The 15467-nt window shown below is 70.2% G+C and carries 17 protein-coding genes; 9 read left to right on the top strand and 8 right to left on the bottom strand.

Translation table 11 applies throughout. The annotated features are described in order from the left end of the window. Positions 1-9: 9 nt before the first annotated feature. Genes LF262_RS12925 through ccsB form a run of 4 tightly spaced genes read left to right on the top strand, consistent with a single transcriptional unit; the run spans position 10 to position 4229 of the window. Entirely contained in the window at positions 10-654 is a 645-nt protein-coding gene (locus tag LF262_RS12925; RefSeq protein ID WP_235780815.1) for a TlpA family protein disulfide reductase, read from the top strand. 1 nt (position 655) lies between these two features. Further along, the gene (locus tag LF262_RS12920) at positions 656-1405 is read left to right on the top strand and encodes a cytochrome c biogenesis CcdA family protein (protein WP_235780814.1); all 750 of its coding nucleotides are present in this window, start codon (positions 656-658) and stop codon (positions 1403-1405) included. Continuing rightward, on the top strand, positions 1405-3144 hold the full coding sequence (gene resB, locus LF262_RS12915) for a cytochrome c biogenesis protein ResB (RefSeq protein WP_372462777.1): 1740 nt from the start codon (positions 1405-1407) through the stop codon (positions 3142-3144). Before LF262_RS12920 ends, resB begins: the two co-directional genes overlap by 1 nt. Continuing rightward, complete coding sequence (gene ccsB, locus LF262_RS12910; protein ID WP_235780813.1) at positions 3144-4229, top strand: c-type cytochrome biogenesis protein CcsB; 1086 nt, start codon at positions 3144-3146, stop codon at positions 4227-4229. The genes resB and ccsB overlap by 1 nt, the downstream gene beginning before the upstream one ends. Positions 4230-4236: 7 nt before the next feature. Here ccsB and LF262_RS12905 read toward each other — a convergent pair whose 3' ends face one another. Continuing rightward, the gene (locus tag LF262_RS12905; protein ID WP_235780812.1) at positions 4237-4500 is read right to left on the bottom strand and encodes a PLD nuclease N-terminal domain-containing protein; all 264 of its coding nucleotides are present in this window, start codon (positions 4498-4500) and stop codon (positions 4237-4239) included. A 25-nt stretch (positions 4501-4525) separates the two neighbouring features. Between LF262_RS12905 and LF262_RS12900 the strand changes: the two genes are divergently transcribed. Then, the gene (locus tag LF262_RS12900; protein WP_235780811.1) at positions 4526-4849 is read left to right on the top strand and encodes a DUF4229 domain-containing protein; all 324 of its coding nucleotides are present in this window, start codon (positions 4526-4528) and stop codon (positions 4847-4849) included. Here LF262_RS12900 and LF262_RS12895 read toward each other — a convergent pair. From LF262_RS12895 to LF262_RS12885, 3 genes are all read right to left on the bottom strand, one after another. Beyond that, positions 4846-5727, bottom strand: coding sequence for a 1,4-dihydroxy-2-naphthoate polyprenyltransferase (locus tag LF262_RS12895; RefSeq protein ID WP_235780810.1), 882 nt, complete (start codon positions 5725-5727; stop codon positions 4846-4848). The two genes, LF262_RS12900 and LF262_RS12895, sit on opposite strands and share 4 nt — an antisense overlap. Positions 5728-5775: 48 nt before the next feature. Next, positions 5776-6984 carry an AMP-binding protein gene (locus tag LF262_RS12890; protein ID WP_235780809.1) on the bottom strand — a complete coding sequence of 403 codons (1209 nt, stop codon included), beginning with the start codon at positions 6982-6984 and terminating at the stop codon, positions 5776-5778. A gap of 106 nt (positions 6985-7090) precedes the next feature. Continuing rightward, the gene (locus LF262_RS12885; protein ID WP_235780808.1) at positions 7091-8062 is read right to left on the bottom strand and encodes a 1,4-dihydroxy-2-naphthoyl-CoA synthase; all 972 of its coding nucleotides are present in this window, start codon (positions 8060-8062) and stop codon (positions 7091-7093) included. A 23-nt stretch (positions 8063-8085) separates the two neighbouring features. Here LF262_RS12885 and LF262_RS12880 point away from each other — a divergent pair, with 23 nt between their 5' ends. After that, entirely contained in the window at positions 8086-9039 is a 954-nt protein-coding gene (locus tag LF262_RS12880) for an L-lactate dehydrogenase (RefSeq protein ID WP_235780807.1), read from the top strand. Here the strand turns inward: LF262_RS12880 and LF262_RS12875 are convergent. Both LF262_RS12875 and LF262_RS12870 read right to left on the bottom strand, forming a co-directional pair. Further along, positions 9033-9668, bottom strand: a complete 636-nt coding sequence (locus LF262_RS12875) for a lysoplasmalogenase (RefSeq protein WP_235780806.1) — start codon at positions 9666-9668, stop codon at positions 9033-9035. The genes LF262_RS12880 and LF262_RS12875 overlap by 7 nt on opposite strands. A 40-nt stretch (positions 9669-9708) precedes the next feature. After that, positions 9709-10146, bottom strand: coding sequence for a VOC family protein (locus tag LF262_RS12870; RefSeq protein ID WP_235780805.1), 438 nt, complete (start codon positions 10144-10146; stop codon positions 9709-9711). 185 nt (positions 10147-10331) lie between these two features. Between LF262_RS12870 and LF262_RS12865 the strand changes: the two genes are divergently transcribed. Further along, positions 10332-12002, top strand: a complete 1671-nt coding sequence (locus LF262_RS12865; RefSeq protein ID WP_235780804.1) for an ATP-binding cassette domain-containing protein — start codon at positions 10332-10334, stop codon at positions 12000-12002. 115 nt (positions 12003-12117) lie between these two features. Here LF262_RS12865 and LF262_RS12860 read toward each other — a convergent pair whose 3' ends face one another. After that, the gene (locus tag LF262_RS12860; RefSeq protein ID WP_235780803.1) at positions 12118-12804 is read right to left on the bottom strand and encodes a YceI family protein; all 687 of its coding nucleotides are present in this window, start codon (positions 12802-12804) and stop codon (positions 12118-12120) included. 6 nt (positions 12805-12810) lie between these two features. Next, positions 12811-13545, bottom strand: coding sequence for a CPBP family intramembrane glutamic endopeptidase (locus tag LF262_RS12855; RefSeq protein WP_235780802.1), 735 nt, complete (start codon positions 13543-13545; stop codon positions 12811-12813). A 174-nt stretch (positions 13546-13719) separates the two neighbouring features. Here LF262_RS12855 and LF262_RS12850 point away from each other — a divergent pair, with 174 nt between their 5' ends. Together LF262_RS12850 and LF262_RS12845 are read left to right on the top strand one after the other, a co-directional pair. Further along, complete coding sequence (locus LF262_RS12850; RefSeq protein WP_235780801.1) at positions 13720-14946, top strand: acetyl-CoA C-acyltransferase; 1227 nt, start codon at positions 13720-13722, stop codon at positions 14944-14946. Further along, positions 14946-15467, top strand: a 522-nt coding sequence (locus LF262_RS12845) for an enoyl-CoA hydratase/isomerase family protein (protein ID WP_235780800.1), incomplete at its 3' end; no start/stop codon positions are given. The genes LF262_RS12850 and LF262_RS12845, both read left to right, overlap by 1 nt.

Here is a 15467-nt window from a genome sequence, read left to right as displayed (position 1 = left end):
GAGCAACGCATGAACCACCCCGAGCCAGTCCGCGCCGCGAGTCCCGCGGCCGGTACGTTCTCCCGCCGTCGCCTGCTGGGCGCGGTCGGCGCGCTGGGCGCAGTCGGACTCGCCGCAGCCCTGGCAGGGTGTGCTGCCGACGATCCGCTCGCGAAGCAGGCTCGCGCAGGCGACAACAAGAACTACGTGGCCGGCGACGGCTCGGTCACCGAGTACGCGAAGGACACCCGCAAGCCGCCCGTCCAGTTCAGCGGGACGCTGTACGACGGCACTGCCGTGAGCTCGAAGGACTTCGCCGGTCACGTCACGGTGCTCAACTTCTGGTTCGCGGCGTGCGCTCCGTGCCGCGTGGAGGCGCCCGAGCTCGAGTCGCTGCACAGCGAGTTCAAGCCGCAGGGCGTGGCGTTCTACGGCGTGAATCTCCGCGACGAGAAGGGCACAGCGGAAGCCTTCGAGCAGAGCTTCAACCTGACCTATCCGAGCTTCAACGACAAGGACGGCCAAGTGCTGTTGGCCATGTCCGGCATGGTGCCCCCGGGCGCAGTGCCCACCACGCTCGTGCTCGACAAGCAGGGAAGGGTCGCGTCGCGAGTGCTCGGCCAGCTCGAGCGCGGGACGCTCAGGGCCCTCATCACATCCGCGGCGGCCGAGTAGCGTGGGCCAGGTCTTCAGCGACATCATCCTCAACGGGTCCCTCCTGCTCGCACTCCCCGTGGCCCTGCTCGCAGGCCTCGTCTCGTTCCTCTCCCCGTGCGTGCTCCCGCTCGTGCCCGGATACCTCGGCTACGTCACCGGGCTGACGGGCGTGGACCTCGCGAAGCAGAGGCGCGGGCGCATGGTCGCGGGAATAGGCCTGTTCGTCCTCGGCTTCACGGCCGTGTTCGTCGCGACCGGCGCCCTCTTCGGCGAGATCGGCCGCGTTCTGGCCATCTCCTCGGGATGGCTGACGCGCGTGCTGGGAATCGTCGTCGTGCTCATGGGGATCGTGTTCATGGGCGGGCTCGGCATCTTCCAGCGCGAGGCCCGCGTCCACGCACGCCCGCCCGCGGGCCTGTGGGGGGCGCCGCTGCTCGGGGTCACATTCGGCCTCGGCTGGGTCCCCTGCATCGGCCCGACGCTCGCCTCCGTCCAGGTCCTCGCCTTCTCCGAGGGCTCGAGCGCGTACAAGGGCGCCCTGCTGACATTCGTGTACTGCCTCGGCCTTGGGGTGCCGTTCCTGCTCATTGCCCTCGGCATGCGCCGCGGACTGGGAGCCATGGCGTTCTTCAAGAAGCATCGCCGCGCGCTCCAGGCCGCGGGCGGTGGACTGCTGATCCTGGTCGGCGTCCTGATGGTCTCGGGGGTCTGGACCTACTGGATCAGCCAGGTGCAGATTTGGATCGGAACCGTGGAGATGCCTGTCTGATGAGTGAGACGAAGCCCAAGGCGCAGGTCAAGGCCCATGCCGCCGCCGAGGACCGCCCCCCGGGCAACGGCGCCACCAAGGTGCGGGGCAAGCAGGCCAAGCGCACCGACGTCGCCCTTCCCTCGCTCGGCGTCCTCGGCATGCTGCGCTGGGCCTGGACCCAGCTGACCAGCATGAAGACCGCGCTCTTCCTGCTCCTCCTGCTCGCCGTCGCAGCCGTCCCGGGCTCCCTGTTCCCACAGCGGCCCGCGAACCCCGCGATCGTGACGCAGTATCTCAAGGACCACGCCGACTACGGCCCGATCCTGGACAAGCTCCAGATGTTCGACGTCTATTCGTCAGTCTGGTTCTCCGCCGTCTACCTGCTGCTCTTCATCTCGCTCATCGGCTGCGTGGTTCCGCGTGCCATCGCACACTGGAAGTCGTGGCGTTCGAAGCCCCCGCGCACCCCAGCCCGGCTGAGCCGCCTGCCCGTGTACGGCACCCTTGTGGTCCCGGCAGAGCAGCGCCTCGCCGCCGCCGAAGCTGCTGAGCAGGCCGCCGGGCTGCTGAAGAAGCGTGGCTACCGGGTGGACCTGCGGTCCGCGGGGGACCTTCCCTCCGTCGGGGCCGAAAAGGGGTACCTCAAGGAGCTGGGCAACCTCTGCTTCCACTCGGGCCTCGTGGGTGTGCTCGTCTCCGTCGCGGTCGGCGGGCTGTTCGGGTACAGCGGCCAGCGCACCCTCGTGGAGGGCGAGACCTTCGTCAACACCCTCGTGGGCTACGACACGTTCAACCCTGGCTCGAACTTCCAGTCGGGTTGGCTCGCGCCGTACTCCTTCCGTCTGGACAAGTTCGACGTCCGCTACGACCGCGAGTCGGACAAGCAGTTCGGTCAGCCGCTCGACTTCAACGCCCGCGTGACCACCAAGGACTCCCCGGACGCGCCCGAGCAGGAGCGCGACCTCAAGGTCAACGACCCGGTGACAATCGGCGGCACGAACGTCTACCTCGTGGGCAATGGGTACGCGCCCGTCATCACAGTCCGCGGCGGCGACGGGAAGATTGCCTTCCAAGGGCCAGTTCCGGCCATCCCGACGGACCGCGTGTACACCTCGACGATCGTAATCAAGGCGCCGGACGCCGCTCCCGCCCAGCTCGGGTTCGTTGGCTTCTTCCTTCCCACAGCGGACAAGGGGGCCAACAACGTCGCCTTCAGCGCCGACCCGGACCCGCTCAACGTCCAGCTCAACCTCAACTCCTATGTGGGCGACCTAGGGCTGAACAAGGGCACCCCGCAGAACGTCTACGCGCTCGACGTCGCCAAGCTCACCCAGGTGAACGGCAGGGACAAGCCCGCAGGGGGCATCGTCCTCGGCGCTGGCCAGTCCTACACGATGCCCGACGGCCAGGGCTCCATCAGCTTCGACGGGCTCAAGCGGTACGTGGCCCTCGACATCCACCACAACCCCGGACAGGAGTGGGCCCTCGGCTTCGCCCTGTTCTCCCTCGCCGGCCTGATCGCCTCCCTCTTCCTCACGAGGCGCCGACTCTGGGTCCGCGTGGGCCAGCACGAGGACGGCCGCACGATGGTCGAGTACGGACTGCTGACCCGCGGCGAGGACCACGGGGGCCTCGCGGCCGAGGCCCGTGCCATATGGGCCGTGCTCGCCGAGGCGTGGGGAGTTCCCGAGGCCGAGCAGGACGAGCAGACTAAGAACCCGAAGACCACATCGGACAGCAATCAGAAGGACGCCTGATGCCGACCATCAATTTCACCCTCGGTTCCTACAGCGAGCTGTTCATGCTGCTTGCCGCCGGAACCTACGTCGTGGCATTCCTCGCCTTCGCGTGGGACATGGCCACGAGCGGCAAGGTCGCCCAGCGCGATGCCGCCCTGATCGCGGGGGAGAAGGCGAAAGCCGGTGCGGCGGTGAAGGAACCGGCCCTCGCCGGGACCGCGGGCGGGCGGCAGGGCTCCTCCGACGCCGGAGGGGGCCGCACGCCGTCGTCCTCGCCGAAGTCCTCCGGTGCCGGCTCGGGCGCTGTCGTGGCGGACGCGGACCTGAAGTACCGCTCGCGCCGGGTGGCTGCCCGCGTGGGCGTGAACCTGAGCATCCTGGGCCTCCTGGTCCACGCTGCCGGTGTGCTCACGCGGGGCATCGCAGCGGGCCGCGTGCCGTGGGGCAACATGTACGAGTTCTGCACCACGGGCGCGTTCCTCGTGGTCGCCGTCTTCCTCGTGGTGCTCATCAAGCGCGACCTGCGGTTCCTCGGCACGTTCGTGCTGGGACTCGCGGTGGTCATGATGGTGGCCGCTGCCGTCGCGTTCTGGATCCCCGTGGGGCATCTCGTGCCGGCGCTGCAGAGCTACTGGCTCATTATCCACGTGTCCATCGCCGTCATGTCTTCGGCCCTGTTCACGTTGACGTTCTCGATGGCCGTCCTCCAGCTGATCCAGAGCCGGCGTGAGGCAAAGATCGCCGCCGGCGGGCTCGACACGGGCGGCTTCATGCGCCTCGTTCCGGGATCCATGACGCTCGAGGCCCTCTCCTACCGGATCAACACCATCGCGTTCGTCGGGTGGACCCTCACCGTCATGTTCGGCGCGATTTGGGCCGAGAAGGCCTGGGGGCGGTTCTGGGGCTGGGACACGAAGGAAGTCTGGAGCTTCGTGATCTGGGTGGTCTACGCGGCCTACCTGCATGCCCGCGCCACCCGCGGCTGGACCGGAGCCCGCGCCGCGTGGCTCTCGATCGTCGGCTACCTGTGCGTGCTCTTCAACTTCACCGTGGTCAACATCTACTTCTCGGGCCTGCACTCCTACGGCGGCGTGAGCGGCTGATCCGGCCTCAGAGCCCGCGGAGGAAGTCAGGGTCGTCGTCCGGGGCTACCGGATGGCGGCTCTGGTTGCGGCCCGTGCGCGGCGGCGTGGTGCCCCGCGGGCGTCCGAAGATGAACCACAATGCCGTGCCCACGGCGGGCAGCACGGAGATGAGGAACCACGCTGTCTTGGAGATGCCGCCGCGCACAGCCTGACGATCGCTCATGACGCAGTCGACCATGCCGTACAGCCAGGCGACGAGGACGATGAGCCAGGGCAGAACGCGGATCATAGGGCTATTTTAGTAGACTCGTCCAGTGGCATCCCTCAAGTACCTCCTGATCCGCGCAGTCCTGTTCGTCGTGCCGTTCGCACTGTTCATGGTGCTGGAGATCGGGGTCATCCTTTCAGCTGTCTTCGCGGTCCTCATCGCGTTCGCGGTCAATTTCCTGTTCCTGAGCCGCCAGCGAGAGGCTGCGGCCGGCGAGGTCCGTGACGTGTTCAGCGGGCGCAAGCAGACTCGGTCCAAGAAGGAGGTCGCCGACTCTGAGGCCGAGGATGCGATCGACGAGGCCCAGCGCGCGGACGACGACGGCTACCAGGGCCGGTTCGAGCAGGGCGACGGGCCAGCGCGCGCCTAGAGGAGCACTCCGAGCACGATCGCGAGCGAGAACAGTCCCGCGTAGCCGAGGTTGATGAAGCCCGTCTGGGCCAGGACCGGGATGAGCCGCGGGCCGCTCTTGCCGCCGAGCATGAGCCACGTCGGCGTGAGACATGCCGGCACGAGGAGCAGCACGACGAGCATCCACGGGTTCCACGGGACGAGCACGAGGGAGCCTAGGACGGCGACGCCGAGCATGAGCACATACGCCCTGCGGGCGCGCGAGTCCCCAAGCCGTACCGCCAGCGTGCGCTTGCCGGAGACACGGTCCGTGGGGATGTCGCGCACGTTGTTGGCCATGAGCAGGGCGTCAGCGATGAGTCCGGTCCCGATCGCGCCGACCCACGACGCCGCGCTGAGCGTGCCAGCCTGCGTGTAGGTGGTGCCGAGGGTGGCCACGAGGCCGAAGAACACGAACACGAACACGTCGCCCAGCCCCAGATACCCGTACGGGTTCTTCCCGCCGGTGTAGCCCCACGCGGCCGCGACGCAGCCTGCTCCGACCAGGAGCAGCCACCAGGTCTGGGACAGCACCACGAGGAACAGGCCGAACACCATCGCGGCCCCGAACGCGAGGAAGGCAGCGCGCTTCACCTCGGCCGGCTCAGCCGCCTTGGATCCCGTGAGCCGAAAGGGTCCGACCCGGTTGTCGTCCGTGCCGCGGATGCCGTCGGAGTAGTCGTTCGCGTAGTTCACGCCCACCTGCAGGAGGACGGCCACGAGGGCCGCGAGCACCGCGTTCGCCGGCTTGAACGCGTCGAGCCCGAACGCGGCCGCACTGCCGATCACCACGGGGGCGGCCGCCATCGGCAGGGTGCGCGGGCGTGAGCCGGAGATCCATTGGGCGAGGGTTGCCACGGGTTTGTTCCTTCGGGGTGCTCGTAGGGTTGAAGCCAGCGGGGGTGCTCAGGTGAGGCCGTGCCGCTCCCGCAGCAGCTCGGTGAGCGCGAGCCGGTCCGGCTTGCCGTTGGGCAGGTGGGGGAGCGCGTCCAGCACGAGCCAAGTCTTCGGAGCGAGGCGTCCCAGCCGAACGACGGCGGCCTCGCGCACCGCGTCGAGCCTTGCCTCCTGCGGGCCCTCCGCCGGGACGAGCACCAGCGCGGCGGCGAGCGCCTGGCCCCACTCGGCGTCGTCGATGCCGGCCACGAAGGCCTCGCGCACCCCCGGAAGCGAGTCGAGCTCCGCGGCAACACGCGCGGCCGAGGCCTTGACGCCGCCGGTGATCACCACGTCGTCAGCGCGCCCCAGGACGCGCAGTCGGCCGTCCGGCCCGAATTCCCCCACGTCCGAGCTCACGTACCAGCGCTGCCCGTGCTCGTCGGTGCGGAAGTGCTCTGCGGTGCGCTCCGGGTCGCCCACGTATCCGGCCGCGACCACGTCTCCGCCGAGCCACACCCGGCCGTCGACGAGTTCGACCTCGACGCCCTGGAGCGGCTCGCCGTTGTACACGCATCCGCCGCACGTCTCCGCCGAGCCGTACGTGGTCACGACCCGGATCCCGAACCCCTGCGCCCGCTCGAGCAGGCCGGGCGGGATCGGGGCGCCGCCGAGGAGGATGGCCTTGAAGCGTGCGAGCGCCAGGAGGACCCGAGGCGAGCCGTCATCGAGGAGCCTCCGCAGTTGGGTCGGCACCAGCGACGTGAACCGGACTGGATCGGTGAGCGCCTCGGCTGCGTCGGCGAAGGCCTCGGGAGTGAAGCCGCCGGACAGGTCCATCACGGAGGGCCGGGTGCCTGCGTACAGCGAGCGGACCAGCACCTGCACGCCCGCCACATACTCGAGCGGCAGTGCCAGGAGCCACTGGCCCTCGCCCTTGAGCGCGATGGCTGTGGCCATCGAGGAGGCCGCGAGTGCGTCGATCGTCAGTGCCGCCGCCTTGGGCACACCCGTGGAGCCGGATGTGCGCACCACCACGGCCGTCCCCGCGGGCAGGGCCTCCGCGCTGGCCGATGGCTGCCAGAGCCGCCACGCGGCGTCGTGCGCCCGGGCGCGCGCGGCGAGGGAGGGCTCGCGGGTGCGCCCCGTCTCGCCGCCCCCGGCGGGCCCGAACTCGACGGCCGGGCCCTCGCCGGCCAATGCGGCGGCGAGCGCGGAGAGCACTGGGTCCAAGTTCACGGGGCACCTCTCGTTGCGGGGTCTCTGGCGTGCCGTTGCGGGGTCACATCCCTGCGTTGAGGGGTCATATCCCTGCGTTGAGGGGTCACATCCCGGCCGCCAAGGGTCAGAAGTAGTACGGGAACGGGCTCCAGTCCGGATCGCGCTTTTGCAGGAACGCGTCCCGCCCCTCCACGGCCTCGTCGGTCATGTACGCGAGCCGCGTGGCCTCCCCGGCGAAGACCTGCTGGCCTGCGAGCCCGTCATCGGCGAGGTTGAACGCGAATTTGAGCATGCGGATCGCCTGGGGGGACTGCCGGGCGATGTCCGCGGCGTACTCAAGCGCCACCTCCTCGAGCCTGGCATGGTCGACGGCCTCGTTGACAGCGCCCATAGCGACCATGTCCTCGGCGGAGTACTCGCGGGCCAGGAAGAAGATGGCGCGCGCGTTCTTCTGCCCGATCTGGCGGGCCAGCAGGGCCGAGCCGTAGCCAGCGTCGAACGAGCCGACCGTCGCATCGGTCTGCTTGAACTTCCCGTGCTGGCGGGAGGCGATCGTGAGATCGGAGACCACGTGCAGCGAATGCCCGCCGCCCGCGGCCCACCCGTTCACCACCGCGATGACCACCTTCGGCATGGTGCGCATCAGCCGCTGGACCTCGAGGATGTGCAGGCGGCCGGCCCGGGCGGGATCGATCGTCTCGGCAGTATCTCCCGAGGCGTACTTGTAGCCCTCGCGGCCGCGGATGCGCTGGTCGCCGCCGGAGCAGAAGGCGTAGCCGCCGTCCTTGGGCGAGGGCCCGTTGCCGGTCAGGAGCACGGTCGCGACGTCCGGCGTCATGCGCGCGTGGTCCAGCGCGCGGTAGAGCTCGTCCACGGTGCCGGGGCGGAACGCGTTGCGCACCTCGGGCCGGTTGAAGGCGATGCGCACCGTGGCCAGGTCGCGCATGACGGCGCCGCTCGCCTCACGCTCGACCTGCCGGTGGTAGGTCAGGTCCTCGAAGTCGAACCCCTCGACGGCACGCCAGCGGCTCGGGTCGAAGGTGTCGGAGACTTTCTCGGGCAGGAGGGGCTGTTCACCCGACGCAGTGGTGGTCACTGGAAAGAGTCTAGTCTGGGCCCATGGCGGCGCACGCAGGAAGGCTCGTGGTGGTCGGGGCCGGGGCGGTGGGGAGCTCGACGGCGTACGCGGCGCTCATCCGCGGATCGGCCCGGGAGGTGGTGCTCTACGACATTGACGCGCCCAAGGTCGAGGCGGAAATCCTCGACCTGGCCCACGGCACGCAGTTCACCGGGGCGTCGAGCATCAGCGGCGGCGCCGATCCCGCGCTCGCGGTGGGCGCCGACGTCGTCGTGGTCACCGCCGGCGCGAAGCAGAAGCCCGGACAGACGCGCCTCGAGCTCGCCGGCACGAACGCGCGCATCCTCGAGGACCTCCTCCCCACGCTCCTCACCCACGCCCCCGACGCCGTGTATGTCCTCGTGACCAATCCGTGCGACGTCCTCACGGTGGCGGCCCAGCAGGTCTCGGGCCTGCCGGCCGGGCGGGTCTTCGCGTCCGGGACCGTCTTGGACACATCGCGGCTGCGCTGGCTCCTGGGCGAGCGTGCCGGCGTGTCCCGCGGGTCGGTGCACGCCTACATTGTGGGCGAGCATGGGGACACCGAGTTCCCGCTGTGGGCGTGCGCGACGATTGGCGGCGTCCCGCTGCGCGACTGGACCGACGACGACGGCGTGCCGGCCTTCACACCGGATTCGCTCGAGGAACTCGCGCACGAGGTCCGGACCGCGGCGTACAAGGTGATCGCGGGCAAGGGTGCCACCAACTATGCGATTGGGCTCTCCGCCGCGCGCATCGTCGAGGCGGTGCTGGGCCGCGAGGATACGGTGCTGCCCGTCTCGACCGTACTCACCGGTCAGTGCGGGATTGACGGCGTCGCGCTGAGCCTGCCCTCCGTGGTGGGCGCCGGGGGCGTGCGGCGCGTCCTCGAGGTGCCCATGGACGACGGCGAGCGGGCGCGGCTCGTGCGCTCGGCCGACGCGCTGCGGGCTGCCGCGCAGTCATTGGGCTACTGAATCGCGGCGGCCCACCCGAGGATCGCGAATTGCGCGCCGTGGTACGCCGCCATGACGTGCCAGTCCTTGAGGACGGGGCGCACGAACGCGCGCCAGCCGAGCAGCAGGTCCGAGGCGAGGAACAGTGCCGCCCCGACGAGCGCCCACAGCGAGCCGGTCGTCCCGGCGGCGAGCACGAGGGCCGCGAGTGCCGCGACGTAGATCGCCACCGGCACGGACAGCCGCGGGTCCGTGTCATGGACCGCCCGCAGCAGCGGCGGTGCGGCGAGCGGCAGCACGACGGCGAGCAGCGCGGCGGCGAACAGCGTTCCGGCCACGGACGAGGCGCCGGTGACGAAGGCGGCGACGAAGAACACATGCGCGACCAGGAACGCCGCGAGGCCCGGCGCGAGCGGGCGGCCCGGCAGTAGCAGGACGTCACCGGCGAGGGACGCCGCGAAGGCAGCGAGCAGCAGCACCTGAGTCCACCCGTGCCACGGCTGCACCGCTGCCGCGGCGGCGATCAGCAGGACCATCGGGGCAGGCTTGGTGCGGTGCTGGACACGGTCGGCACCACGCGCCGTCGCCCGCCAGTCGATCAGCGCGGCGAGGGCCGCGAGTGTGGCGAGCGCCCCGACGAGCGGCGTCACGGTGAGGTCCCCAGAGTGCGCACAAGGGGAGCCTAGCCGGTCACGAGATGCAGAACTCGTTGCCCTCAGGGTCCGCCATCGTGTACCAGCTGTGCGGCCCCTCGCTGGCCTCCCACAGGAATGCCGCGCCGCGGGCCTCGAGCGCGGAGCGGACCTTGTCTTTGTCGTCGCCGTCGAGCCGGACGTCCCAGTGCACGCGGTTCTTGACGGTCTTGCCCTCGGGCACGGTCTGGAAGAGGAAGCGCTGGCGGTCCTTCCGGCCCACCTCGTCGGGCGGGCAGATGGCCTGCGCGCTTGCCCAGACGAGCACCCCGTTGTGCGTGATGGTCTCGTCCTCGGTCGCGTAGCCGTCGGTGACCATGCGGCGGATGAAGTCCTCGTCGCTCGGCTCCACCGTCCAGCCGAGGGTCTCCGCCCACCAGTCGGCCTGAGCGTGCGGGTCGCGGCTGTCGATGACGACCTGGAATCTGTATGCCATGGCACCACGCTAGGGTCGCCGCGCCGCGGGCGGAAGGCGGAAGCGGACAGCAAGTGTCCGCAGTGTCCGGCTGGCCTTGACACCGGGTATGGCCGCCGCCACCCTTGAAGGCATGCTCCGCTGACCGCTTCCCCGATCCCCGTCCGCCCGGGCGCACCCTGCCCGCCGCCCAAGCGAGTCCAGCCATGCATGCACCCCTGAACCGATTCCAGCGCAGCCGCCCCGAGCTGGGCGAGCCCGGCCGCGCCACGCGCCGCCGGTCCGTCCACATCTCCGTCACGGAGGTGAGCCATGGATACGGCGACCGACTCCTCCTGGATCGTGTGAATCTGGCGATCGCCCACGGCGAGCGGATTGCGGTGGTGGGCGAAAACGGGGCCGGAAAGTCCACGCTCCTGCGGCTCCTCGCCGGCCATGAACGCCCCGACTCGGGGACAGTCGCCGTCCACGGCCGCACGTCGCGCCTAGCCCAGACGCTCGACGCCGCTGCCACCCTGGGCGCGCTCCTCACCACGGCTGCTGAGCGGGCCGCGGAAGCGGAGGCCGCCGACCGCGGCGAGCCCAGCGGCGAGGAGGCCGACCCCTCAGAGGCGGGGAACGCCGTCGTCCGTGCGGAGGTCGCCGCCGCGATCGCCCTTGAGCGGCTCGGCGTGGGCCATCTGGCGCGGGAGGGCAAGGACCGCACGCTCGGCAGCCTCTCGGGCGGCGAGGCGGAGCGCGTCGCGCTGGCCCTCGCGCTCGCGGATCCAGCGCCGATCCTGCTCCTCGACGAGCCCACCAACCATCTCGATGCCGCTGCGCTCGCATGGCTCGAGGCGGAGGTCGCCGCCCGGCCCGGGATCGTCGTGGCTGTTTCCCACGACCGTGACTTCCTCGACCGGTTCGCCCGGGTGATCCTCGAGGTCGACGGCGACACCCGTTCCGTGCGACGCTACGGCGCCGGCTACGCGGGGTACCGCGCTGAGAAGGCGCGGGAGCGGCGGGACTGGGCGCGCCGTTACGCCGCGTGGGTCGAGGCGAAGGAGCGCGAGCGCGGCAAGGCCGCCGACGTCACAGACCGCGTGGCGTACGGGCGCAGGACGGACGGCGACAAGTCCGGGTACAACTACCTCGGCCAGCGGGTCTCGGGGGCTGTCGAGAGCCAGATTCGTTCGGCGCGCGAGCGGCTTCGGCGCCTCGAGGCCGATCCTGTGCTGCCCCCGCCGCGCCCTCTGCACCTCGCGGCCGCGTTCGAGGTCGAGTCGGGCGCGCGCGTGGCATTGGCCTGCCCCGGAGTGCCGGGCCGGCTCGGGCCCTTGGAGCTTGAGCTGGTGCCTGGGGAGAGGCTGCTTGTCACGGGTCCCAACGGTGCGGGGAAGACCACGCTCCTGGGGCTCATCGCGGGCGTGGCGGCTCACCGGAGCGCAATGGAGCCGGGACCGGCGGCGGCACTCCTCCCGCAAGAACTCCCCGCGCCGGCTGACCCGCACGTCCGCCTCCTCGCCGCGTACGCGGCCGGGCTGCCCGGCGACCTTGACGACCACGCCGAGCGGCTCATGCACACGGGACTGTTCCGGGTGCAGGACTTCTTCGTGCCCGTAGGCTCGCTCTCTGCGGGCCAGTACCGGCGCCTTGCGCTGGCACGGATCCTCGCGGGCCGGCCCGAGCTGCTCCTGCTCGACGAGCCGACCAACCACCTCGCGCCGCTGCTCGTGGGGGAGCTGGAGGAGGCGCTGACGCGCTATCGGGGAACGCTGGTGGTCGCGAGCCACGACCGGGCGCTGGCCCGGTGGTTCTCGGCCGCGTTCGACGGCGGGCGGCGGCTCGCGCTCGAGCCGGTCGGCTCCGGCAGCGGACACCTCCACGCCCACCACTGACCCCCCGACGGTTGAGGGGTCACTTCCCAAGGATGAGGGGTCACTTCCCTGTGCTGAGTGGTCACGGATATGACCCCTCAACCCGGAAGTGACCCCTCAAGCCATCAGCCCGGGCCTAAGGCTTGTGATCCAGATTGACCCGGAACTCGACTGTCGCGTGGTCCTCGACCTTGACGAAGCCGAGGTTCGGCGGATCGATCCCGAAGTCCTTGACGGCGATGGGGACTGACCCGGCGGCAGCGATGCGATCGCCGTCGCGCACCACCTTCATCTCTGCAGCGACCACCCTCTTCTCGCCGGCGAAGGCCAGAGTGCCGGGCATCGTCACCGCCACCGGCGCCCCGCCGATCTCGGGGAGGGCAACAGGCGAGTCGAGGATGAAGGTGGCCTGCGGGTACTTGCCCGCGGAAATCACGGTGAAGCGGAAGTAGTTGTCCCGGCCAGAATTGTCCGTGGCGATGCTCCCCGCCTCGACCACGACGCTCGCGGCCGTCAGCTTCCCGTCCGCGACGGTGGCCGATCCGGCGACCCGCTCGGTACGGCCCACCACGGTCAGGGCTTCCCCGTTGAGCACCTCGTTGACCCGGTATCCAGCCTGCGATCCGCTGCCCACCGCCCAGACGCCGTTGTCCGCGCCGGCGGGGCGCGGCGTCGTGCTTCCCGAGGAAGCGACGCCGGTGATGGTGAAGGGGTCCACCTGCTGGGGCCGGATCGCGGAGGCGATGATCGGGCCACCGATCACGACGGCAAGGATCACCGTCACCACAATGCCGAGCGGGACGAGGAGGATGCGCTTGCTCAAGGATTCCTAGGAAGTCAGCGAACTGATGTCCACCGTATACATGAGCACCACGGACAGCAGGTTCTTTAGGGCGTGCAGGGAGTAGCTGAACATCAGGTTGTTGGCCGTCCAGGCATACGCGAACACGAGCACGAAGCCCAGCCCCAGATAGGGCGCGAGTGCCTGGACCGTAATGGCCTCTCGGCCCGCGATGTGCAGCGATGCGAACAGTACCACCGATGCCGCGTAGCACGCCCACCGGTTTAGGTACTGGCTGAGCTTGCCGATCATGAGGTGCCGGAAGATGTACTCCTCGACGAACGGCCCCACAAGCACCAGGAGCGGGGCCGTGAGCCACCACGGCACGTGCGCGGTCATGTCCTCCAGGCCGGACTGGTTCACCGAGATCTGGACTCCGCCGGAGAGGGCCACCACGATCGCCGTGACGATGAGCATGGCCACGAGCAGGAGCGGCAGGATACCTAGCGTGAACAACGGCCGGGTCGCGAGGATCCGCGCGTCTCGGACCACGTATCGCCGCGCGGCCACGATTGCCGCGACGAACACCGCAGCGTACAGCACGAGATTCAGCAGGTACGAGCCCAGCAGCGGGTCCCTCGTGAGCCACGCGAGCCGGTCGACTGGCAGGAAGACCAGAGCCAAGGGCAGACCGAGGTACAGCACGACGGCGAGTGCGTCCGCGGACGTGTAGCGGTCGAAGCGCCGTGGCCGGGCAGGCGAGAAGGAGGATGATCGGAGCATCACCGATGTGAACGAACGCCGTACCCCGCAGGTTCCGGCCCACCCGTCGACACAAGGTTGACCACGCGGGGACGGGGTGAGAATCTTTATAGAACGAACGGTCGGTAACTATTGTGGGATTCTGTGCCCTCTGCCGGCCGGATCCAGCGCGGAACAGAGCATAAGGGAGTGCACATGGCTGAGGCGTTTCTGGTCGGCGGGGCCCGGACCCCGGTGGGTCGGTACGGCGGGGCGCTGTCCTCGGTGCGTCCGGACGATCTCGCGGCGCTGACGGTCCGTGCGGCCGTGGAGCGTGCCGGAATCGACCCGGCCGCGGTCGAGGAAGTGATCCTGGGCAACGCGAACGGCGCGGGCGAGGAGAACCGGAACGTGGCCCGCATGGCGTGGCTGCTCGCCGGGTACCCGGATGCTGTCCCGGGCATCACCGTGAACCGGCTGTGCGCCTCGGGCCTCTCGGCGATCATTATGGCCTCGCACATGGTCAAGGCCGGCGCTGCGGACCTCGTGGTGGCCGGCGGCGTCGAGTCCATGAGCCGCGCCCCCTGGGTCATGGAGAAGCCGGACAAGGCCTTCGCCATGCCCGGAGCGGTGTTCGACACGTCGATCGGTTGGCGCTTCACCAACCCCAACTTCCTCTCCGGCGAGCTCTCCCGCGACGGCAAGGCCACGTACTCCATGCCGGAGACGGCCGAGGAAGTCGCCCGCGTCTTCGACACCTCGCGCGAGGACTGTGACGCCTTCGCGGTCCGCTCCCATGAGAAGGCCATCGCCGCGATCGAGGCCGGCCGGCTCAAGGACGAGATTGTCCCCGTGACCGTCACCGGCCGCAAAGGCGCCCAGACGATCGTCGACACGGACGAGGGCCCGCGCGCGGGCACCACGATGGACGTGCTCGCGAAGCTGCGCCCGGTGGTCAAGGGCGGCTCCGTGGTCACCGCGGGCAACGCCTCCTCCCTCAACGACGGCGCCTCCGCGATCGTCGTGGCCTCCGAGGCCGCGATCGAGCGCTTCGGCCTCACCCCTCGCGCCCGCATTCTCGACGGTGCCTCGGCCGGTATCGCCCCCGAGATCATGGGCATGGGCCCGGTCCCGGCGACCCGCAAGGTCCTCGAGCGGCAGGGCGTGTCCGTGGCGGACCTCGGCGCTGTGGAGCTGAACGAGGCGTTCGCGTCCCAGTCCCTCGCGGTGATGCGCGAGCTCAAGCTCGAGGCGGACATCGTCAACAACGACGGCGGCGCTATTGCCCTCGGCCACCCGCTCGGCTCCTCGGGCTCCCGCCTGGTCGTCACCCTGCTGGGCCGCATGGACCGCGAGCTGACCGGGCCGGCCCGCAAGCTCGGACTGGCCACGATGTGCGTGGGCGTCGGCCAGGGCACCGCCCTCCTCATTGAGGGAGTCTGATGACGGAGACGAGTACCGCCTCAGGGGAGGCCACGGCGGCGGGAGAGGCCGCGGCGTCGTCCGCGCCCTCCGCTAAGACGGACGACGGCGGGCCGCGCCTTGACGCGTCGGGTTTCGGGACGTTGGTGGTCCAGGAGCGGGGGGATCGGCTGCACGCGCGGCTGGACCGGCCCGAGGTGCGCAACGCGATCGACCAGTCCATGGTGGACGAGCTGCACGCGGTCTGCGCGCACCTCGAGCAGTATCCGAAGGTGCTGATCCTCTCGGGCACCCCCGCCGGGGAGGCGCCGGGGGCGAAGGGGGTCTTCGCCTCGGGGGCGGACATCGCCCAGCTGCGTGCCCGGCGCCGGGACGATGCGCTCGCGGGGATCAACTCGGGCGTGTTCGACCGGATCGCGCGCCTGCCGATGCCGGTGGTCGCGGCGCTGGAGGGGTTCGCGCTGGGCGGTGGGGCGGAGCTGGCCTACGCGGCGGACTTCCGGATCGGCACGGAGTCCCTGCGCTTGGGGAACCCGGAGACC

It is taken from the genome of Sinomonas notoginsengisoli (assembly GCF_021554725.1).
Lineage (GTDB): Bacteria > Actinomycetota > Actinomycetes > Actinomycetales > Micrococcaceae > Sinomonas > Sinomonas notoginsengisoli.
This window is presented reverse-complemented; position numbering and strand designations above follow the sequence as displayed.